This window comes from Sideroxydans sp., from assembly GCF_054604835.1.
In genome coordinates, this window is record NZ_JBTSFG010000007.1 from 85798 (window position 1) to 105359 (window position 19562).

The 19562-nt window shown below is 60.3% G+C and carries 23 protein-coding genes; 17 read left to right on the top strand and 6 right to left on the bottom strand.

What is annotated here, in order from left to right:
• Window position 1: 1 nt before the first annotated feature.
• The 11 genes from ACYCZ5_RS11800 (at window position 2) to ACYCZ5_RS11850 (ending at window position 7853) form a co-directional block, all read left to right on the top strand.
• Window positions 2–1891, top strand: coding sequence for an EAL domain-containing protein (locus ACYCZ5_RS11800; RefSeq protein ID WP_461545000.1), 1890 nt, complete (start codon window positions 2–4; stop codon window positions 1889–1891).
• Complete coding sequence (locus ACYCZ5_RS11805; protein WP_461545001.1) at window positions 1888–2022, top strand: hypothetical protein; 135 nt, start codon at window positions 1888–1890, stop codon at window positions 2020–2022. The genes ACYCZ5_RS11800 and ACYCZ5_RS11805 overlap by 4 nt, the downstream gene beginning before the upstream one ends.
• A 6-nt stretch (window positions 2023–2028) precedes the next feature.
• Complete coding sequence (locus ACYCZ5_RS11810; protein ID WP_461545002.1) at window positions 2029–2835, top strand: lysophospholipid acyltransferase family protein; 807 nt, start codon at window positions 2029–2031, stop codon at window positions 2833–2835.
• Between the two features lie 10 nt (window positions 2836–2845).
• Window positions 2846–3607: a GNAT family N-acetyltransferase gene (locus ACYCZ5_RS11815; protein ID WP_461545003.1), complete on the top strand. Its 762-nt coding sequence runs from the start codon at window positions 2846–2848 to the stop codon at window positions 3605–3607.
• Between the two features lie 113 nt (window positions 3608–3720).
• Window positions 3721–4092: a diacylglycerol kinase gene (locus ACYCZ5_RS11820; protein ID WP_461545004.1), complete on the top strand. Its 372-nt coding sequence runs from the start codon at window positions 3721–3723 to the stop codon at window positions 4090–4092.
• Window positions 4093–4116: 24 nt separating this feature from the next.
• Window positions 4117–4383: a hypothetical protein gene (locus ACYCZ5_RS11825; protein ID WP_461545005.1), complete on the top strand. Its 267-nt coding sequence runs from the start codon at window positions 4117–4119 to the stop codon at window positions 4381–4383.
• Window positions 4384–4545: 162 nt separating this feature from the next.
• Window positions 4546–4845, top strand: coding sequence for a DnaJ domain-containing protein (locus ACYCZ5_RS11830; RefSeq protein ID WP_461545006.1), 300 nt, complete (start codon window positions 4546–4548; stop codon window positions 4843–4845).
• 19 nt (window positions 4846–4864) lie between these two features.
• Window positions 4865–5383 carry a hypothetical protein gene (locus tag ACYCZ5_RS11835; RefSeq protein ID WP_461545007.1) on the top strand — a complete coding sequence of 173 codons (519 nt, stop codon included), beginning with the start codon at window positions 4865–4867 and terminating at the stop codon, window positions 5381–5383.
• The gene (locus ACYCZ5_RS11840; protein WP_461545008.1) at window positions 5376–6185 is read left to right on the top strand and encodes a hypothetical protein; all 810 of its coding nucleotides are present in this window, start codon (window positions 5376–5378) and stop codon (window positions 6183–6185) included. The genes ACYCZ5_RS11835 and ACYCZ5_RS11840 overlap by 8 nt, the downstream gene beginning before the upstream one ends.
• Window positions 6185–7057, top strand: coding sequence for a hypothetical protein (locus ACYCZ5_RS11845; protein WP_461545009.1), 873 nt, complete (start codon window positions 6185–6187; stop codon window positions 7055–7057). Before ACYCZ5_RS11840 ends, ACYCZ5_RS11845 begins: the two co-directional genes overlap by 1 nt.
• Before the next feature lie 55 nt (window positions 7058–7112).
• Window positions 7113–7853, top strand: a complete 741-nt coding sequence (locus ACYCZ5_RS11850; RefSeq protein WP_461545010.1) for a UPF0149 family protein — start codon at window positions 7113–7115, stop codon at window positions 7851–7853.
• A gap of 21 nt (window positions 7854–7874) precedes the next feature.
• Here ACYCZ5_RS11850 and ACYCZ5_RS11855 read toward each other — a convergent pair whose 3' ends face one another.
• Window positions 7875–8285, bottom strand: coding sequence for a hypothetical protein (locus ACYCZ5_RS11855; RefSeq protein ID WP_461545011.1), 411 nt, complete (start codon window positions 8283–8285; stop codon window positions 7875–7877).
• A 336-nt stretch (window positions 8286–8621) separates the two neighbouring features.
• On the bottom strand, window positions 8622–9038 hold the full coding sequence (locus ACYCZ5_RS11860) for a hypothetical protein (protein WP_461545012.1): 417 nt from the start codon (window positions 9036–9038) through the stop codon (window positions 8622–8624).
• Window positions 9039–9251: 213 nt separating this feature from the next.
• Between ACYCZ5_RS11860 and ACYCZ5_RS11865 the strand changes: the two genes are divergently transcribed.
• Window positions 9252–10466, top strand: coding sequence for a glycosyltransferase family 4 protein (locus ACYCZ5_RS11865; protein WP_461545013.1), 1215 nt, complete (start codon window positions 9252–9254; stop codon window positions 10464–10466).
• Window positions 10432–10965: a phosphatase PAP2 family protein gene (locus ACYCZ5_RS11870; protein ID WP_461545014.1), complete on the top strand. Its 534-nt coding sequence runs from the start codon at window positions 10432–10434 to the stop codon at window positions 10963–10965. The genes ACYCZ5_RS11865 and ACYCZ5_RS11870 overlap by 35 nt, the downstream gene beginning before the upstream one ends.
• A gap of 32 nt (window positions 10966–10997) precedes the next feature.
• Here ACYCZ5_RS11870 and ACYCZ5_RS11875 read toward each other — a convergent pair whose 3' ends face one another.
• Window positions 10998–11420 (bottom strand): YkgJ family cysteine cluster protein, encoded by a 423-nt coding sequence (locus ACYCZ5_RS11875; RefSeq protein ID WP_461545015.1) that lies wholly within the window; start codon window positions 11418–11420, stop codon window positions 10998–11000.
• A 433-nt stretch (window positions 11421–11853) separates the two neighbouring features.
• On the opposite strand from ACYCZ5_RS11875, the gene ACYCZ5_RS11880 reads away from it, so the two are divergent.
• Both ACYCZ5_RS11880 and ACYCZ5_RS11885 read left to right on the top strand, forming a co-directional pair.
• Window positions 11854–12447 (top strand): SRPBCC family protein, encoded by a 594-nt coding sequence (locus ACYCZ5_RS11880; RefSeq protein WP_461545016.1) that lies wholly within the window; start codon window positions 11854–11856, stop codon window positions 12445–12447.
• Window positions 12448–12572: 125 nt separating this feature from the next.
• On the top strand, window positions 12573–14189 hold the full coding sequence (locus ACYCZ5_RS11885; RefSeq protein WP_461545017.1) for a methyl-accepting chemotaxis protein: 1617 nt from the start codon (window positions 12573–12575) through the stop codon (window positions 14187–14189).
• On the opposite strand, the gene ACYCZ5_RS11890 is transcribed toward ACYCZ5_RS11885, so the two are convergent.
• The gene (locus tag ACYCZ5_RS11890; RefSeq protein WP_461545018.1) at window positions 14186–15034 is read right to left on the bottom strand and encodes a zinc dependent phospholipase C family protein; all 849 of its coding nucleotides are present in this window, start codon (window positions 15032–15034) and stop codon (window positions 14186–14188) included. The genes ACYCZ5_RS11885 and ACYCZ5_RS11890 overlap by 4 nt on opposite strands.
• A gap of 111 nt (window positions 15035–15145) precedes the next feature.
• Between ACYCZ5_RS11890 and glk the strand changes: the two genes are divergently transcribed.
• Window positions 15146–16129 (top strand): glucokinase, encoded by a 984-nt coding sequence (gene glk, locus ACYCZ5_RS11895; RefSeq protein WP_461545019.1) that lies wholly within the window; start codon window positions 15146–15148, stop codon window positions 16127–16129.
• A gap of 36 nt (window positions 16130–16165) precedes the next feature.
• Complete coding sequence (locus ACYCZ5_RS11900) at window positions 16166–17857, top strand: SulP family inorganic anion transporter (RefSeq protein ID WP_461545020.1); 1692 nt, start codon at window positions 16166–16168, stop codon at window positions 17855–17857.
• On the opposite strand, the gene ACYCZ5_RS11905 is transcribed toward ACYCZ5_RS11900, so the two are convergent.
• Window positions 17854–19326 carry a hypothetical protein gene (locus ACYCZ5_RS11905; protein WP_461545021.1) on the bottom strand — a complete coding sequence of 491 codons (1473 nt, stop codon included), beginning with the start codon at window positions 19324–19326 and terminating at the stop codon, window positions 17854–17856. The genes ACYCZ5_RS11900 and ACYCZ5_RS11905 overlap by 4 nt on opposite strands.
• Window positions 19327–19363: 37 nt before the next feature.
• Window positions 19364–19516 carry a hypothetical protein gene (locus ACYCZ5_RS11910; protein WP_461545022.1) on the bottom strand — a complete coding sequence of 51 codons (153 nt, stop codon included), beginning with the start codon at window positions 19514–19516 and terminating at the stop codon, window positions 19364–19366.
• Window positions 19517–19562 lie beyond the last annotated feature (46 nt).

A 19562-nucleotide genomic window follows, 5' to 3' on the forward strand; every position in this document is an offset into this window, starting at 1 on the left:
CATGTTCGTCGTCCTGCCGCCTGCCCAGCAACACGCTTATGCGCGCGCGCCGCGCGCGCAATTCATGGCCAACCTGCTGCAGGCCGAAGAACACAAGGAGCAAGTCATGACACCGCTGGAAGAAATACTTGCCGAACGCAGCCTGAGCGCATTGTTCCAGCCCATCATCGACCTCAAGCGCGGCGAATTCCTTGGTTATGAAGGCTTGATCCGCGGCCCCGCCAACAGCCCGCTACACTCGCCGGCCAATCTGTTCGCGACAGCCGAACGCGAAGGCCTGGCGCTGGAAGTCGAGATGCTCGCGCGTCACACCGTACTCGAAGCTTTCGCCCGACTAGACCTGCCCGGCCAGCTGTTCCTCAACGTCAGTCCGCAGACGCTGACCCAGCCCAGTTTCCGCAACGGCCAGACGCTGGCCTTTCTGGAACAACTGGATATCGACCCGTCGCGCGTGGTGATCGAGATCACCGAGAACCAGCCCACCTTCGACTTCGAAGCCATGCGCAGCGCGCTGCTGCATTACCGGGGTATGGGCTTCAAGATCGCCATCGACGATCTGGGCGAAGGCTTCTCCAGCCTGCGCCTGTGGTCCGAACTGCGCCCCGAGTACATCAAGATCGACATGCATTTCGTGCAGGGCGTGGACCGCGACCCGATCAAGCTGCAGTTCCTCAAATCCATCCAGAGCATCGCCGAGAGCTGCGGTACGCACGTCATCGCCGAAGGTGTGGAGACAGAGGCCGAATTGAAAGTGGTGAAGGAACTCGGCATCGCACTCGGCCAGGGTTACTTCATCGCACGCCCCAGTCCCACGCCGCCGCTGTTCGCCTCCACCGAGACCGGCCGCATCCTCAACGCTTCCAGCATCTCCATCTTCCCGGATGCCTCGTGCCCCGCCTGCCCGCCCAACGCGCAGACCACGGCGCAAAAGCTGCTGACCTACATCGAGCCTGTGCACCCGAACACGCTGATCGAACACATCTTCGACCGCTTCAATGCCGATCCTGCGCTGCGCGCCATCCCGGTGGTCAACAACGGCACACCGGTCGGGCTCATCAGCCGCTACAGCTTCATCGACCGTTTCGCCAGGCCGTACCAGCGCGAATTGCACGGTCGCAAATCCTGCATGGAACTGATCCAGAACCCGCCGCTGCTGGTGGAGAAGAACATGCCGGTACAGGAACTCAGCCACTTCCTGGCCGAATCGGATGACCGCCATTTCGCCGAGGGCTTCATCATCACCGAGCGCGGCCGCTACATCGGCGTCGCCTCGGGCCAGGCGCTGTTGCGCGAGCTCACGCAGATGCAGCTGGAAGCCGCTCGCTATGCCAACCCGCTCACCCTGCTGCCCGGCAACGTGCCGATAAACGAACACATCGGCCGCCTGCTGCAGGCGAACACCCCGTTCGTCGCCTGCTATTGCGACCTTGATCACTTCAAACCATTCAACGACACCTACGGCTACCGCAAGGGCGACGAGATGATCCAGCTCACCGGCCGCGTGCTGAGCTGGACATGCGACCCCAAGCTCGACTTCCTCGGCCACATCGGCGGAGACGATTTCATCCTACTGATGCAAAGCCGCGACTGGCAATCACGCTGCGAACAAGCGTTGCGCTCGTTCGAGCAGGCCGCCTCGCTGATGTTCCGCGAAGAACATATCGCCGCCGGCGGTTACACCAGCGAAGGGCGCGACGGCACGGTGAAGTTCCACCCCCTCAGCAGCCTGTCCATCGGCGCGATCAGGATAGAGGCCGGCCAATTCTCGTCACACCACGAAGTCTCCGCCGCCATGACCGATGCCAAGAAGATGGCGAAGAAGATTCCGGGCAACAGCCTCTTTGTAGAACAGCGCGACTACGATCCATCCTACGCAAAGGAAACGATATGAAGCGAAGCACTCGCCAGGCATCCATCCACCATGCAGATGGCCGCATCAGCATCCCCGGCCTGCTGATGTCCAAAGGCTTCAACGCCACGCTCACCTTCTTCTGCACCCTGTGCATCTTCTCGCTGGACTGAGCACGCATGCTGCAAAGATCCATCGCCCTGTTCCGGGCGCTCCGCCTCGCGTTGCACATAGCCTACGGCCTGCTCATGGCCTTGATCTATCCACGACTTCCTGCAGGCATGCGCCGCACCATCCTGCAGAACTGGTCTGCCGATCTGCTCAACATCTTCAACGTCAAGCTGCAAGCCGTAGATCTGGGCGCATTGCGCAACGGCCTCATCGTCAGCAACCACATCTCCTGGCTGGACGTGTTCGTATTGAACAGTGTGGTACCGATGCGCTTCGTCGCCAAATCCGAAGTGCGGCGCTGGCCGGCCATCGGCTGGCTGTGTGCGCGCGCCAACACGCTGTTCATCGAGCGCGGCAACGCACGCGCCGCTGCCCGTATCAATAAACAACTGGGCGACTTGATGCAGCAAGGCGAATGCCTCGCCGTCTTCCCGGAAGGCACCAGCACCGACGGGGCACAGGTCGCGCACTTCCACGCCTTTCTATTGCAACCGGCCATCGACGCAAGCGTAGCGCTGCATCCCATCGCCATCCGCTATCAGGACGAAAGCGGTGCACGCAGCACCGCCGCCGCCTACTTCGACAACATCTCCTTCGGCGCTTCGATGTGGACGCTGCTCAACACACCCAGGCTGCATGTGCGCTTGATACCCACTCCCACGCTGCACGCTGCCGATTTCGAGCGCCGCGAACTGGCCCGGCGTGCGCATGAATCGATCAGTGCCGCGCTGCAACAAGCCGAGTCACACAAGCTTCATATTGCGTTAACCGACACGCAACATTCAGACACTAATCTGCTCCCATCGACAACTTAGGAGCAAGACGATGTTGGATCTGATCCGTCAGCAGCAGAAACAGGAAACTACGCGCCGCCTCACTTTCAACATGGCACGCTCGGTGGCCGAGATCGCCGAAGCACAGCGCATCCGCTTCAAGGTATTCGGCGAAGAGATGGGCGCCAACCTGCCCAGCGCCGAACTCGGTCTGGACATCGACCGATTCGACGAATATTGCGACCACCTGCTGGTGCGCGACCACGGCAACGACAAAGTGGTCGGCACCTACCGCATCCTGCCGCCCGAGCAGGCCGTCAATGCCGGCGGTTATTACTCCGAGACCGAGTTCGACCTGTCGCGTCTGCAGAACCTGCGCGACCGCATGGTGGAAGTGGGCCGCTCCTGCGTGCACCCCGACTATCGCGACGGCGCCACCATCACCCAGCTGTGGAGCGGCCTGGCCGACTACATCGGCAAACACAACCACGAATACCTGATTGGCTGCGCCAGCATCAGCATGGCCGACGGCGGCCACTACGCCGCCAGCGTGTACAACAAGGTGCACAAGCTGCACGCCGCACCGTCCGAATACACCGTGTTCCCGCACTGCCGCCTGCCGCTGGAATCGCTGCAACAGGATCTGGAAGTCACCATCCCGCCGCTGATCAAAGGTTATCTGCGCCTCGGTGCCTACATCGCCGGCGAACCGGCATGGGACCCCGACTTCAACTGTGCCGACCTGTTCATCCTGATGCCGGTGTCGCGCATGAACGCGCGCTATGCCAAGCACTTCCTCAGAAAGGCGGCATAAGCACGCTGCATGTTCTCTCCTCCCTTGCGCGCACGCTGTCTGGTGCGCGTTCTTTTTTGTGTATAGTTTCGAACCCAATCGGGCCCAATATGACAACGCTTCAGGAGCAAACTTTGCAAAGTCCCCACAAAGGAAAGACCGGTCTCGTACGCCTGTGGAACGCCTTCGGCTACTCCATCGCAGGTTTCCGCGCCGCCTACAAACATGAAGACGCCTTCCGCCAGGAAGTGTGGCTAGCCATCGTGCTCGTCCCGCTCGCGCTTTGGCTGCCGGTGACGATGATCGCCAAGGCACTGATGATAGGCAGCGTGCTGCTGGTCATCATCGTCGAACTCATCAACTCCGCCATCGAAGCCACCGTGGATCGCATATCGCTGGAGAACCACGACCTCGCCAAACGCGCAAAAGACATCGGCAGCTCGGCCGTGCTGGTGAGCCTGCTCAATGTCTGCGTGGTGTGGGGTCTGGTGTTGCTGACAAAATAATAAAACCTCAGGAGGAATTCTAAAATGGCAAAGATCAGCAGCCCGGAATACGAAGCCAAAGCACGCGCACTCAGCGAAGATGAAGCCGAACGCCTGCTCTCCCGCATGAGCGGCAAATTGCCCAAACGCCTGCACAAGGAAAAACTCACCCGCGAAGAAGCGCTCGCCATCCAGCTTGAAGTGGAAGACGAACAACTGCAGGAATGGCGCAAGAACATGAAAGCCCTGAACACCCATATCGAGGAAACGGGCAAGTTCAAGGCCATGGCAGACAAGAAGTCCAAAAAGTAAGTACATTCCCCCGCAAAAGCACAGCGGTCGTTGCGCGAGCAGCGGCCGCTGTTCACTTTGGGTCCCGGATTCCTGCTCAAAGCCCGTTCCTGCCGCATCGAGTGGAACCTCAACAGTCCTTGAAGGAACTTGGTAAAATCGCGCGCCTTGCAGGAGGCCTCATTGGAAAACCCATACAACATCCTTGGCGTCTCGCCGACCGCTTCGACCGACGACATCAAGAAGGCATACCGCGCACTTGCCATGCGCCATCACCCGGACCGCAACCCAGACGCCAGCGCCGAACGCAGATTCGACGCGATCAAGAAGGCGTACGAGCTGCTGTCCGACCCGCAGAAGCGGGCGGAGTACAACTACAGCCTGAACAACCGCATCGTCGTCGACCCGCAGCAGGAAGCACAGAACCTGTGGGGCGCCCTATTCACCCGTTGCGGCATCGAACAGCCGCGCAACGACCGTTAAACATTTCAAGAAGACCACCATGAAAAGCATCCATCCAGAATTCCACTACCAGACCCGCGAACTCGGCTACCAGATCAGCGACACACTGGGCGAACCGCCCGACCGCAAGCGCTATGAGCGCGTCATCGCCTCCCTGATCGGCGAGTACGCCAATGGCACGGTGATCGACGATGTGAACATGCTGAGCTTCGCGCTGGTCGACCATCTGGTGTTCGGCGATGCCAAGGGCCTGCTGGCCGAAGCGCAGGATTATGAAGAGGGCGATGCCGCCAAGGTGATGAAGCTGGTATCCACCACCACCGCCACTTCCGGCGATGCGCTGGCCGCCGTGTTCGCCGCCGATCCCGAGCTGGCGCGCAAGGCGGTCATCACCGCCTTCCTGTTCAAGAACGCCAAGGGCTGGAAGGAAGAAGACAACTCGCTCGCCGCCCTGCAGGAAGAGGAAGACAAAGCCAACGCTGACGAGGATGAAGACGAGTCCTTCCACGGCGAGAACATCGAACACCTGTTCGACACACGCGGAGACGGTAATGACTGACAGATCCCAGCTTCCAGCGATCAGCCTGCAAGTCACCGAACTGGTGCTGGCCGGCTCGCCCGAGCATGCAGAAGAAGCCATCAACGAAACCGCCGAGAAGTTCGGCGACCTCGCCGTGGTCGAGGTGCTCAACGCGCTGGAAGCGCATGTCGCCTCGCTGCACCTGTCGTCCTTCGACGGCGGCAAGCTGTCGCTGGCCACCATGCTCATCTCGCCCAAAGCCTGGGCCGAGAGTCTCGCCTACTTCGCTGCCACCTGGGACGAAGACTGGATCGAAGACGAACCGGAAGTGCTCACCGAATCGCTGTTCGCACACATCCACGGCATCCTGTACGCCACCGAAGATGAAGACCGTCGCGCCGAGCTGCTCAACGCGGCACTGGCCACAGCCTGGGGTACGACGGCCTTTGCCGTGATGTTCTCCACCGCCATCGACGAGATCATCGAGATCGCCAACGACATCCAGAACCTCGGCGCCCCGCGCAGCGGCAGCACCACTTCCGACCATGATGTGATCCCGCTGGCACTGGAGATCATCCGCAACGACCAGGAAGCGTGGGACAGCATCCTGTTCGAGATCTTCCCCGACTGGCGCCCCGGCGAGAACGAATTGCACCCCAGCCCGGACGAAGAGAGCGACGAAGATCCCGAAGAAGACGAAGAGTCGCGCGAAAGCCAGTTCGCCATGGGCCGCAGCACCAAGGAACTGCTGCTGCGCCTGCGCAAACAAGTGCCCAGCAAAGCCGCCACGCCGGCCAAACCGGGCGCACGTCCGAGTCTGGGCGAGGACATCTTCTCCTGATGAACATCACCAGTTACACCGCCCGCACGCCCCAGCTTGTGCAAGCACTGGAAGCGCTCGGCCAGCGCGCGGACAATCAGCAAGCAGCCAGCATCCTGTTCGACGAACTGTGCGGCATCACCGCACTGGTCGCCAAGAAGTTCACCAACGACCGCACCGCAGAAGGCATACACGACGCATTCCATCTCACCGTGGGCTGCATCTCGCTGGCGATCAGTCAGGCGGACATCGCCGACAGCGGCGAAGCCAAACTCTCCTTCCTGCTGCAGCACGGCGCTGAATACGTGTTCCAGATGGGCTTCCGCCATATGAAGGAACTGTCCGCCCTGCCCTACACCGCCTACGTCTCCGATTTCGACAACGATCCCTTCGTGCAGCAGCGCAACCTGAAAGCGATCTTCATGGAGATATGCAGCGCCGACCCCGCATCGAACTGGTCGGGTGACGCCATCTTCCAGAACGAGATGGCGGACCGGAAACGCAACCAGCAATACATCGACTGCGGCAAATGGCTGCGCAAGCACAACGCCGGCGGCGTGGTCAGAGATTCCGAGATGGATGCCAGTGCCGCGATGACCGTGGCCGTACTGTTCGCACTGTACGGCGATGGACGCATCGTCGCGCGCACCGCACAACGGCCACTTGAGAACCTCATCGCCCACATCCGCGACACCAAGCCCGATGTCGATGCCAGCTGGGACAAATTCCTGAAAAAGATCCCGCCCGAATATCAGCCACTGCTGCGTGAGCGCATGGAACAACTGCGCGACACCATCGTCAAGAAACTGTACGGCAAGACCAAGGCCAAGACCTTGCTCACCACCCTGCAAGACCAATACATCGGCAGCGAGCAGGACATCGACTACGCCTGATACGGCGCGCCGCTGTTCAACTCGCACAACACACCTAATGGAAGCAAGCGCCCTCATGTCCGCACAGGAACCCACACCCGCCCAACCCGCACTCTCCGAGCCGGAGATGGAAGCGCTCGACAACTTCCTGATGTCCGATGCCACCAGCAGCGAAGTGATGATGCTGGACCAACTGGACGGCTTCTTCACCGCCCTCGCTTCGGGCCCATCCCTGCCCGAGCAGGACGAATGGATGCCGCGCGTGTGGGGCCCCAGCGCAAGCGACGCACCCAAGTTCGCCAGCGACGCGCAACGGGAAACCATCACCGACCTGCTGACCCGCCACCTGAACGCCATCGTATGGAGCATGAATCAGGAGCTGGAAAGCTTCGAACCCATCTTCGATCTGAACGTCTACGAAGGCGACGAGCACGAATACCTGGACGGAGAGAACTGGGCGCACGGCTACATGACCGGCATCGCCATGCAGCGCGACAACTGGAAGAAATTACTCGAAGCCCGCCACGCCGCCGAAGTATTGCGCCCCCTCTACCTGCTCGGCTCGCCGGACATCACCGAGGAAGAAGAAGCACTGATCGAGACACCCGCGCAACGCGAAGCGCTATCGAAGACCATCCCCGCCAGCGTGGCCGCGATCTACAAATACTGGGCACCGCAACGGCGCGCCGCAGAAGAACGCATCCACGGCAAGTCCGACGATAGCGAGATGAAGCATGTCAGCCGCAATGCACCGTGCCCCTGTGGCAGCGGCAGGAAGTTCAAGAAGTGTTGCGGGGCAGATAAGGGCGAGGATTGAAAAGCTCGGGCCTGCCGCGACTCAATCGAGTGGCGTGCTGAAACCGAGGCTGTAGATGATGTTTCCGGAAAATGTGGAGCTGTAATAGCGCCGTGCGGAAAGCGTGATGCCCACCACCCGTGTGTACCACGCGATACCCACCTCCGGATAAAGCACCGCACTGAATTCATGCTTCATGTACGTCTCGCCCGGCTCGTCGATCTGTCCGTTGCGGTTATTGTCCAGCTTGTCCTGCGTGGCATCTGCCTGATGGCTGGCCATGCCGACCAGCACACCAACGCCTACGAACGGCGAAATGTGTTCCCCGTATTGCAAGCGCGCCGAACTGGTCACGCCCTTGTATTCGAAGCGCTCATCCGCGAAATACGAAGCGCCCACCCGCACCCCGCTGAACCAGCTCGGGCAAGCACTGTAAACCGCATCCAGCCCCACGATCCGCAGATCCCGCTCCGCCCAGAAGGCACCCTCTATTTGTGGTTTACACGGGGCTGCGTGGCTAAAGGCGGGCAAGAAGGTCAACAGGAGCAATAAGAACTCAGCGCGGAGGCGGGACATAAGTGTGCCAAAAGTTAATTCGATGCTGACCCGTTTAGTCCCATCCCTTATTACTTCTCGACCCGTTTAACTGGGCGTGGAGGAGAACGTCGTAATGCAAGACCTGACCCCGAGACTGCGTAATCTTCATACGGCATAACGTCTGAAATCACCGGCGCAGCTTTATTGCGCAGCGTCCCTTGAAACGCAGTGTTAGAAAGCTGACCAATAAGTTCACATGCAAATCCCACTAAAGATCACCTGATCATCTCCGCTTCCCCAGAACTGCTTAGAAGCACGTTCATTCTGCTCTGCAATGTAAATGTACTTGGCGGAAACATTTGGCTGCCCAGAGAGAACCAAAGCCTTGTAGCCATTTCCATCCCCGCCTCGGTTGAGTACTTTGACACCACCAAGCCAGCCCTCTGTTCCGAATGGAAGGCCAACCATTTTCCCTGTGATTCGATTCACAGCGAAGCTCTCACCAATTCTGGTTCTCCAAATGCCTTTGTGTTCGACGATGTGTCCGTCGTCAGACAATTCCACCACCTGAAGAATTTTGCACGTGTAAGAGTCAGCACCAGCTTGAGCGACAGACGGCAGACAGAAGAGCAGGAAAAGCGCAGAAATAATTTTGAAATGGAGATTCATCGGTACTCCCATAAGTAGCCTAACGGATTAAATGGGGCTACATCGAATTACCTTAGATCAATTACTGCCCTATTTCCCTTCATCGTAGCCCGCCATCCTAAGACCTCCAAGCAGAAATTTGGCCTATATATTTTCTAGCCTCACTCATCCCCGTCACAAACTCTTCACTCCCCCGTAATCAAATATTCACACGCGCGCGCCACGATGCGCGCCATGAATACACCGAACGAAACTCTCCAAGTCGCGCCGGCGCTGAGTATCGCGCTGGTTACCGAAACCTACGTGCCGGAAGTGAACGGCGTGGCGATCACCATCGGTCGCATGGTGCACGGGCTGCTCAAGCGCGGGCATCGCATCCACATGGTGCGGCCGCGTCAGGGCAAGCAGGATGCGCCGGCCGCCGAGGGCAGCTATGCGGAGACGCTGGTGTCGGGCATGCCGATCCCCGGTTATCCGGAGCTGAAATCGGGCCTGCCCGCGAAGAATCTGCTGCTGAAGTTGTGGCGCGCGCAGCGGCCGGACGTGGTGCACATCGCCACCGAGGGGCCGCTGGGTTGGTCGGCGTTGTCGGCGGCGCGCAAGTTGGCGATCCCAGTGAGCACGGACTTCCACACCAATTTCCACAATTACACGCAGCACTACGGCATCGGCCTGTTGAAGAAGCCCATCGCCGCCTACCTGCGCCACTTCCACAACAAGGCTGCCTGCACGCTGGTGCCCACCGCTTCGCTGCAGCAGCAGCTGGAACACGAGGGTTATCAGAACGTGCTGGTGGTGTCGCGCGGGGTGGATACCGAGTTGTTCCACCCAGCCAAGCGCGATGCGGAACTGCGCGCTTCGTGGAACGCGGACGAGGACACGCCGGTGGTGATGCTGGTGAGCCGCATCGCACCGGAGAAGAACCTGCAGGTGGTGATCCAGGCGTTCGAGCAGATGCGCAAGATCAACCCGCTGCTGCGTCTGGTGATGGTGGGCGACGGCCCGGCGCGCGCCGAGCTGCAGAAGCAGCATCCGCAGGTGATCTTCGCGGGCATGCAGACCGGCGAGGCGCTGGCGCGTCACTACGCTTCCGGCGACATCTTCCTCTACCCCAGCCTGACCGAGACCTACGGCAACGTGACCGTCGAGGCGATGGCCAGCGGGCTGGCGACGCTGGCCTACAACTACGCCGCCGCGCAGCAGCACATCAAACACGATGTGAATGGCTTGCTGGCGACCTTTGCCGACAGCGATGCCTTCATCGCCGAGGCACGCACGCTGGCGAACGATCTGCCGCGCGTGCGCCGACTGGGCAAGACGGCACGCGACACCGTGGAATCGCTGACCTGGGAACACATCATGGGTCAGATGGAAGCTGTACTGCTGGACACCGTACGTTCACAGGGAGTGAAACATGGCCAACCTCAGCTCTCCGCTGCAACAGATTAAGAAGTTCGACGTCGACCTGTGCGTGCTCTGCAACCGGCAGAGCCGCAGCTTCACCGTGCGCAACCTGTTCCGCCTCGCCAGCCGCTTGGGCGACGGCGTGTTCTGGTATGTGCTGATGATCTCGTTCCTGCTGCAGGATGGTTACGAGGCAGTGCCTGCCGTGCTGCACATGCTGGGCGCGGGCCTGACCGGCACCGTGCTGTACAAACTCATCAAGGGCAAGACCTTGCGTCCGCGCCCCTTCAACGTCTATCCCGCCATCCAGTGCGTGGGCAAGACGCTGGACCAGTTCAGCTTTCCTTCCGGCCACACGCTGCACTCGGTGGTGTTCACCCTCGTTGCGCTGTCTTACTACCCCGGCCTGTTCTGGTTGCTGGTGCCGTTCACCAGCATGGTCGCCCTGTCGCGTCCCATCCTTGGGCTGCACTATCCCAGCGATGTGCTGGCCGGTGCGGCGCTGGGGGCGATGATCGCCTGGGTGTCGTTCCTGTTAGTCTAGGTTCCAGGGAAGCGCTGATCCATTCAGCGCTTTCAGGATTTCTTCTTTGATTTTTTCCTGAGTTCGACTTCCTCTTTCCCCCAATCCTTGAATTTCTTCTTGCAATGCGCCAGCAAGGATTCATACGTCGGGAAGAACAGCTTGAAATCAGCCGACAGCACCCTGTCGAATTCGCATGACTCGTCGCTATGATCCCGACACGCATCGGGACGGCTCTCATAGATCCCGCAGCGCCCGTCGGTTTGCAGATGCTCGCACCTTCCATCGATCATCAGATACCAGCCGTCTCCGTCCTTGAACACCGAGACGTTCTCATGCGAGACCTGCCAGAGCAGATTCTTGTAATCGCTTTGATCGCGGGGCTTCTTGATCGGTTGCGTGATGTAGGTGCAGCAACTTGAGGTCTTGCAGCTGGAGCATTTGCTCTCGGGTTGGATCGGAATCGTCTTGGGCATATTTGTAGTGCGGCAATAGCGGATTGCAAGGGGATCAATCGGGCGACCTTCCGCCGTCCATGTGGCATTGGATCATTCCAGAGCGCCATATTCTGGATGACTTCCGTTAAGAACATATTAAGGAAGGTCTGATTAAGTCCGTTCGTGGTGAGTATTTTCCGTTCGCTCCCTCGATACACCGCGCAAGCGCGGCACTGATGAAACTACTAGCCAATCCACTAAGCCAGCAAGCTGGCAAGTGGCTGGTTATCGGGACGAACGGAAAATGTATCGAACCATGGCTTTCGGACTTAATCAGACCTTCCTTAATGCCGCAGAAAATCTGGAAGATTTTACGGCTGCAGGATCATCCCCTCAATCGAGGGGATGGCATCATCAAACTGTATTGCATCCTTCACATACTTTTCATGCGACAGGGCTATAAACATGCGGCATGAAGCGCACATCGATATCGGTCGTCGCACTATTTCTGGCACTTGCTGCCAATGCCACTCCGCTCTCCGGCGATAACGCATTACTGGTCGAAGTACAAAGGAACGGCGGCACCTATCTGCTCAACGCCCGTTTCGACACCTCGCTATCGCAATGTGCGGCATACCTTTATCTCACCGATTACGAGTCCGCCACCAAGCTGCCCGGCATCCTCGATTCCAAGGCCTACCGCGAGTCGGACAACACAGTGAAAGTCGAGCGCACCGCCGAAGAGCGCGTGCTGTTCATGCGCATCCACCTGCACTCGGTGATGGAATTCACCGAATACCCCAACAACAAACTGACCTTCACCCAACTGTCCGGCGATTCAAAATCCTTCAGCGGTCATTGGCTGATCGAACCGACCTTATCCGGCAGCACACTGCGATTCGAAGGCCGATGGGAACCGGACACCTTGCTACCGCTGTTCATCATCGACCACTTCGCCAAACACGATCTGGAAAAACGCTTCGGTGAGATCGCCCGTTTGGCCGAAGAACAAAACGCCGAGCTATCCGGCAAATGCCCGCAAGCGACCCGGCTCGCCACGCGATGAACGGCACTGGGTGCGCTGATCAACCATTGTCCCTTCAGATCATCTAGCGGCTGCACCGTATTCACGGGACTGCAACAAACAGTCTATAAGATTCTTCTTATATTTATCCTTCGGAGTACACGACCATGACGCTATTCTCACCGCTCAAGAAGCTCACCCTGCAACACCAGTTGCGTTTGATGACTGGCCTGTCGCTGCTCGGCATGCTGGCGGTGATCGTGTTCGTGATGCTGAACCTGAACCATCTGCGTCAGGAGTTCCGCGTATACCAGTCGCTGCAGACCACATCCAAGAGCCTGATCGAGATCAAGGCGACCGCGCTGGCGGTGAGCCGCGCCGACCCGGTGATGGTCGAGAGCGAGGCGCAGTTGCAACAGGCGGGCGCCGACATCGCCGTATCGCTGCAGCGCATCACGGAAGCGACGGCCGATGCCGACATGCAGAAGCAACTGCAGGAGATAGCCGAACAATGGGCGGCATATGCCAAGGGTTTCCGCAGCGCGATCAAGATCGCGGCGACCAGCCCGGAAGATGCGTTGGTGATACCAGACGCCATCTACGGTATGTATCTGGAGCCCATCGTTCACAGCCTGGACGGGATGGCGCTGGCCAACAAGGAACTTGAAGTCGCGTCGGCCCTGAGCATCCGCAGCGGCATGAACGACCTGCTGTGGATCGTGCTGGCGCCGATGCTGTTGCTGGGGCTGCTGACACTGGTGTCGCAGACGATGTTCGGCCAGCACCTGCGCAAACGACTGGACGCCTTCATCAGCGAGATCACCCATCTGCATCACGGCGACCTGAGCCGCCGCCTGCCGGTGTACAACAACGACGAGATCAGCCATCTCGCCACCACCATCAACAACTTCATCGCGCGCTTCCAGGACATCCTGCACGAGGTGCACACCTCGGCTGACCAGACGCAGCGCACCGCGCACGGCGTGAGCCAGATGGCGCACTCGGTCACGGCCAACGCCAAGGAACAATCAGCCAAGGCTTCGCAGGTGAGCGATGCCATCGAAGGCATGGGCAGCACCATCAAAACCATCGCCAGCAACGCGGGCAATGCTGCCGCCGCATCCAGCAAGACGCTGGACCTGGTGCGCGCCGGCAGCGACACCGGCCGCGCCACCATCGTCGCGCTGAACCAGATCGACCAGACCGTGGCTTCCTCGGTGCAGACCATGCAGGCGCTGCATCAGTCGATCAAGCAGATCGGCTCGGTCAGCACGCTCATCAAGGACATCGCCGACCAGACCAACCTGCTGGCGCTGAACGCGGCCATCGAAGCGGCGCGCGCCGGTGAGCAGGGACGCGGCTTCGCGGTGGTCGCCGACGAAGTACGCAAGCTGGCCGAACGCACCGCCAATGCCACCACCGACATCAACAAGATCGTGCAGATCGTCGAAACCGAGACGGCCGGTGCCAGCAAGGCAATGACGCTGGCCAAGCAGGAAGTGGCGCAGGGCGTGCTGCACGGCGAAGGCATGGGACAGATGTTGCTGGAGATCGAGAACGCGGTCCTGCTCGTGGCCGACATGATGCGCCAGATCGCCAGCGCCACCGAGGACCAGTCCGCCGCCGGCGAACACATCTGGCGCAACATCGACTCCGTCGCCACCATCAGCGCCGATACCGCCGTCAGCTTCGAGCAGGCGCGCAACGAGATGCTGACGCTGGCGAACAGCTCCAAGGTGCTGTTCGATACCGTCGGACAGTTCAAGCTGGCAAAGGCGGCTTAACCTTCGCTGAACACGTCCTGCGGCAGCGGCATGCGGTGGCGCAGTTCGCGCGGGCGCAGCAGTTCGATGCGCTGGCGGATGGCGGGATCGTCGGCGTGCGGGTTGGCGTCCCACACCGGCTCTTCGCCGGTCAGGATGCGGTCGATATGCGCGAGGCGCGCGCCGGTCTCGTTCAGGTAATAGTCGAAGCGACGCGACATGCCGCCGTCGAACAGCTTGCCGCCACGATGGCATAACTGCGACAGGTGGCTGACGCGCAGCAACTGCTCAGCACCCGACAGCATGGCGATACCGCGTTTGGCGATGGGCTGCGGGCAGGCGAAATGTTGCGCGACGTATTCGGCCAGCTCGCTGCGGTGCGCGTCCATCAACTCACCCGGTGCGGCGAACAGTTGCGCGCGGATATGCATGTCCATCGCCCATTCACAGGCGGCATGGGTGAGCACCGGCACATTGCCCCACAGTTTCTCGTGGGCGGGCACGAAGTGGTTATGCGCGATCACGTCCACCAGCAGGTGGCTGACGAAACCCAGTGACAGCGCGCATTCCTCGTCGCTCTGCGCATCGTCCAGCAGCTTGCGGGCGCGTTGCCACTGGTGGGTGGTGGTGAACGGTTCGCCCCAGCTGCGGTCGCTCCATAGCGCGAGGTCGGGCAGACAGGCGCCAGCCAGCACCAGGCGGGGATAGGCGAGCACGGCCTTGCGGAAGCGCGCGTCGGTGAGCGGCACGGCCCACAGCAGCAGCTGGGCGAAATAGACGTGGGTGTACAGCCCCCATGCATTGGCATCCGCGCTCCATAACAGCAGCGGGATCCACCAGCGCCAATGTCCCATCACGATCTTCATGGTGCGCAGTATGTGCAGCCCGTATGAAGCGCAGATGACAAGTGCGTGAGATTTTGATGAAGACTGGGCGTATCATCCGCGCCTACATTTCCTTTCGGGCTAGAGGCTTACATGGCGGGCGTATTGGCAGGTGATATCGGCGGCACGAAGACGCGACTGGCGCTGGTCGAGGTCAGCGGCACGCAAGCGACGATCACCAGCGAGCGCGAATTCGTCAGCACCGACTACAAAACCTTCGATGATCTGCTGGCCGAATTCATGGCCACTGCCGGTGCGATAAAGTCCGCCGCTTTCGGCGTGGCCGGGCCGGTACACCACGACACGGTACAAACCACCAACCTGCCATGGCGCATCGAAGCCGAAGCCCTGCGCAAGCGTTTCGGCTTCGCCAACTGCCACCTGCTGAACGATCTGGAAGCGACCGCTTACGGCCTGCCCGCGCTGCAGGCGGACGACCTTTTCACCCTGCATGCGGGCAGCCCGCATACGCACGGCAACCGCGCCATCATCGCCGCCGGTACCGGGCTGGGCGAGGCCGGACTGTTCTGGGATGGCCACAGTCATCGCCCCTATGCCACCGAAGGTGGACATGCCTGCTTCTCACCGCGCGATGTGCTGGAGCTGGATTTCGCGCACGCGCTGCGCGAGCGCTTCGGCCATGTGAGTTGGGAGCGCGTGGTGTCAGGTATGGGCATCCCCGCTCTGTACGACTTCCTGTTGGCACGCAATGGCGGACACACGCCCGACTGGCTGGCTGAGGCGATGCAGGCGCACGGCAAAGCAGCTGCCATCTCTCAAGCCGCGATCGCGGCACGTGATGCACTGTGTACCGAAACCATGCACCGCTTCATCACCCTGTACGGTGCCGAGGCGGGCAATCTGGCACTGAAGACGATGTGCAGCGGTGGCCTGTATATCGGCGGCGGCATCGCGCCCAAGATCATGCCGCTGCTGGAAAGTGGCGTGTTCCTCAACGCCTTCTTCGACAAGGGCCGCATGCGCCCGCTACTCGAAGCGATACCGGTGCGCGTCATCCTCAACGACCGCGCAGCTTTATACGGTCCGGCCCTTTTCGCCGCACAACGACAGGCGTAGGATCGCCACCCAACAGGAGGTGCTGAAACAGCCATCATGAAACACGCAATACTTGCCACGATCTCGTCTTACTTTCGTCCCCGTCTGATCGATTCACTGCGCGACTACAATCAAGCGCGCTTCAGAACAGATATCTCCGCCGGCATCACCGTCGGCATCGTCGCCCTGCCGCTGGCCATCGCCTTTGCCATCGCCTCCGGTGCGAAGCCCGAAGCGGGCATCTTCACCGCCATCATCGCCGGTTTCATCATCTCCGCCCTGGGCGGCTCACGCGTGCAGATCGGCGGGCCGACCGGCGCGTTCATCGTCATCGTGTACAACATCATCCTGCAGTACGGTTATGCCAACCTGCTGATCTGCACCATGATGGCCGGCGTGATGCTGATGGCGATGGGACTTTTCAAGCTGGGCAACCTGATCAAATATTTCCCGCGCCCGCTCATCATCGGTTTCACCAACGGCATCGCTGTGTTGATCATCCTGAGTCAGGTGAAGGAGTTCTTCGGCCTGCAGATCGAAGTGATGCCGGCCGACTTCCTCGGCAAGTTGCGCGCCATCTATGCGGCCATCGGCAGCATAGACCCGCTCACCGTCGCGCTGGCCATCGCCTCGGCCTTGCTGATCTGGTTCTATCCCAAGCGCTGGGCACAGAAGCTGCCTTCACCCATCGTGGCCCTCATCATCGGCACGCTGCTGGTCGGCCTGTTCAATCTGCCCACCGAGACCATCGGCAGCCGCTTCGGCGGCATCCCGCAGGGTCTGCCCAGCTTCGAATTCCCGGAGCTCACCTTCGCCACCCTGCGCCACCTGTTCGCACCGGCGATGACCATCGCACTGCTGGGCGCCATCGAGTCGCTGCTGTCTGCGGCGGTGGCGGACGGCATGATCGACGACAAGCATGACTCGAATCAGGAGTTGATCGCGCAGGGCATCGCCAACATCGTCACGCCGTTCTTCGGCGGTCTGCCCGCCACCGGCGCCATCGCGCGCACCGCGACCAATGTGCGCAGCGGCGCGACCAGCCCGGTGTCCGGCATCGTGCATGCGCTGACGCTGCTGGTGATCGTGCTGGTCGCCGCGCCGCTGGCGCAATACATCCCGCTCGCGTCGCTATCGGCCATCCTGCTGGTGGTGGCGATCAACATGGGCGAATGGGAAGGCTTCCGCACACTGCGCAAATATCCGCTGAGCGACAGCGCCGTGCTGGTTGTCACCTTCGTGCTGACGGTGATGTTCGGCCTGACGGTGGCGGTGGAGGTCGGCCTGTTCATAGCGGTGTTCTCTTTCATGCACCGCATCACCGACCTCACCCATGTCAGTGTGGCGGACGAGTCGCCGCAGCCCGACGACGGCGAGGCCACTGTCATGCGCAAGGCGGTTCCCAAGGGCGTGGTGATCTACCGTGTGTTCGGCGCGCTGTTCTTCGGCGCGGCAGACAAGCTGGAGAACATCCTCATCGAGTTGCATAACGAACCCGAGGTGCTGATCCTCAAGATGCACGAAGTGATCAGCATGGATTCGAGCGCGCTGCACAAGCTGGAACACCTGCACAACAAGCTGCGCAAACGCGGCAAGCACCTCATCCTGTGCGGCCCGCATACCCAGCCCTATTTCCTGATGCATCAGTCCGGCTTCTTCGACCAGGTGGGCCGGGAGAACGTGGTGGGTAGCGTGGAAGAGGCGCTGCGGCGCGCGCGCGAACTGCTGCCGAAACCGAACGGCGCTTAGCTTCCGTTCCTGATGGCTACGATCTGGCTGGGTTTGGTCGCGGCATAGGCCGGCATCGCCATGCCGACCGTCGCACCGATATAGGTAGGGTCGGCGATGACGAATCGCTGCCCGTGATGTTCGACGCTCGCCATACTGTTTCCCGGCTGCGTGAGGGCGACAGCCGTCGTCATATGACCCGGGTATAACAAGCCGATCACTTTCAGGCCCGTCAGTTCGCGCACCAGCCAGGCGAACAGCACCGAGCGGTCCTCGCAGTCGTTGTAGGGAAAATACAATGACTCCTCGATGAAGAAATATTTCTCGCGTCCGAACTGCTCGTTATCCGTCTTGTAGGCAAAAGCGCGCTGCACGAAGGCCAGCAGGAAGTTGACCGCCTCCTGTTCTTTCATCTTTGCCGTGTATGCGCGCAACTCAGCCAACACACTGCGGCGCAACAACGAGCTGCCATCGGTATCGAAATAAAGCGCGAACTCCGACTGCGGAAAACCTTCCAGATATTCGACCAGGCTGCGGTCATACGGCACGCTCAACTTCACCGCCTGTCCTTTGTAGTCGAAAGACAAGCTGCGCTCTGCACGCACTTCGCGCGTGAAACCGATCGCGGCAGAACTGATATCCAGTGCTTTCAACTTGACCGGGTAGTTGGCCTCATAGGTATAGAAACGACCGATGCTGTCGCCGCGATCGTCCGCCAGTACGGCGTAGTAGGTCTGGTCGCCGACGCGAGTGAACTTGGTCGCATACACCGGTTGCCGCACCGCCACGAACAGATAGACATCGTTGCCCGCATAGCCCAGACGCACGTCATAGCCGGATTTGATCAGGAAGTACCAGAGCAGGAGTCTTTGTTCAGTCTTGCGACCGGGCTGCAGGGACTGTGCCACCGCGCGCCAGAGTGAGACCCTGCCCCAATCGTCCAGTTTGAGTCGTTGGCTGGCCTTGTCGATAGCCTGCAGCGTCTGCGCATAGCGGCTACCGCTCATCATCGTCCAGAAGGCACTCATCGCTTGTGATGATGCTTGCTCGACAGAACGGTAACGCTGCCATGCCGGATCGAAGCTGAAGTCGAGCGGATTGCCGTAGAAATCGACGCGCAAGCTGTCCGGCGACACCGGCAAGGGCTTGGACGGCACGGGCGGAGCGGGGCGCACGGGCGCGACCGGCTTCGGTGCGATGATTTGTCTGGGTGGAGTTACTCCCGGCGCAACGGGGATTTGCGCGGGCTTGGGCTCTTTGATGCGCACTTTGCCCTGAAAGCTGTCGAACTCGCGCCACCGCATCTTGAGGAAATCGGCGAAGTCGGCATCCTGCTGCTCGCGGTAGGACTGGAACTCAGCTTGCTGCTTGTGTATGCCCTGCTGTTGCTGCCGGCGGTAGCTTTCGAAATCGTCAGACGCCGCCACGCATTGCGGCACGATGAGCATCCCGCACAACAGTAACGGCGTGCATCGATCACCAGATGTCATGCAAGACGATCCGAAGCTACCTTACATCCGGCCGGAATCAGGGCGCGCTCTTCTGCGTCTCGGTCGAGAGTTCATCCTGTGCCTTCTTGGCACGGTATTGCTCCCAATCGTCCTGTTCTTTCTTCGTGGCACAACCTGTCGTTACACACAGGAAACCGACCGACAGCATCAAAGCGATGAATCTACGCATATTGCCTCCCTAAGTTATCTAACCGCTCACTGGAGTCGGGGGGGGG

Bases quoted from the DNA above. Each gene is read 5' to 3' on its own strand.
- ACYCZ5_RS11890 (WP_461545018.1), bottom strand. From the start codon at position 15,034: ATGAAGATCGTGATGGGACATTGGCGCTGGTGGATCCCGCTGCTGTTA.
- ACYCZ5_RS11810 (WP_461545002.1), top strand. From the start codon at position 2,029: ATGCTGCAAAGATCCATCGCCCTGTTCCGGGCGCTCCGCCTCGCGTTG.
- ACYCZ5_RS11845 (WP_461545009.1), top strand. From the start codon at position 6,185: ATGAACATCACCAGTTACACCGCCCGCACGCCCCAGCTTGTGCAAGCA.
- glk (WP_461545019.1), top strand. From the start codon at position 15,146: ATGGCGGGCGTATTGGCAGGTGATATCGGCGGCACGAAGACGCGACTG.
- ACYCZ5_RS11840 (WP_461545008.1), top strand. From the start codon at position 5,376: ATGACTGACAGATCCCAGCTTCCAGCGATCAGCCTGCAAGTCACCGAA.
- ACYCZ5_RS11885 (WP_461545017.1), top strand. From the start codon at position 12,573: ATGACGCTATTCTCACCGCTCAAGAAGCTCACCCTGCAACACCAGTTG.
- ACYCZ5_RS11905 (WP_461545021.1), bottom strand. From the start codon at position 19,326: ATGACATCTGGTGATCGATGCACGCCGTTACTGTTGTGCGGGATGCTC.
- ACYCZ5_RS11880 (WP_461545016.1), top strand. From the start codon at position 11,854: ATGAAGCGCACATCGATATCGGTCGTCGCACTATTTCTGGCACTTGCT.
- ACYCZ5_RS11860 (WP_461545012.1), bottom strand. From the start codon at position 9,038: ATGAATCTCCATTTCAAAATTATTTCTGCGCTTTTCCTGCTCTTCTGT.
- ACYCZ5_RS11805 (WP_461545001.1), top strand. From the start codon at position 1,888: ATGAAGCGAAGCACTCGCCAGGCATCCATCCACCATGCAGATGGCCGC.
- ACYCZ5_RS11910 (WP_461545022.1), bottom strand. From the start codon at position 19,516: ATGCGTAGATTCATCGCTTTGATGCTGTCGGTCGGTTTCCTGTGTGTA.
- ACYCZ5_RS11850 (WP_461545010.1), top strand. From the start codon at position 7,113: ATGTCCGCACAGGAACCCACACCCGCCCAACCCGCACTCTCCGAGCCG.
- ACYCZ5_RS11815 (WP_461545003.1), top strand. From the start codon at position 2,846: ATGTTGGATCTGATCCGTCAGCAGCAGAAACAGGAAACTACGCGCCGC.
- ACYCZ5_RS11800 (WP_461545000.1), top strand. From the start codon at position 2: ATGTTCGTCGTCCTGCCGCCTGCCCAGCAACACGCTTATGCGCGCGCG.
- ACYCZ5_RS11865 (WP_461545013.1), top strand. From the start codon at position 9,252: ATGAATACACCGAACGAAACTCTCCAAGTCGCGCCGGCGCTGAGTATC.
- ACYCZ5_RS11875 (WP_461545015.1), bottom strand. From the start codon at position 11,420: ATGCCCAAGACGATTCCGATCCAACCCGAGAGCAAATGCTCCAGCTGC.
- ACYCZ5_RS11825 (WP_461545005.1), top strand. From the start codon at position 4,117: ATGGCAAAGATCAGCAGCCCGGAATACGAAGCCAAAGCACGCGCACTC.
- ACYCZ5_RS11835 (WP_461545007.1), top strand. From the start codon at position 4,865: ATGAAAAGCATCCATCCAGAATTCCACTACCAGACCCGCGAACTCGGC.
- ACYCZ5_RS11870 (WP_461545014.1), top strand. From the start codon at position 10,432: ATGGCCAACCTCAGCTCTCCGCTGCAACAGATTAAGAAGTTCGACGTC.
- ACYCZ5_RS11900 (WP_461545020.1), top strand. From the start codon at position 16,166: ATGAAACACGCAATACTTGCCACGATCTCGTCTTACTTTCGTCCCCGT.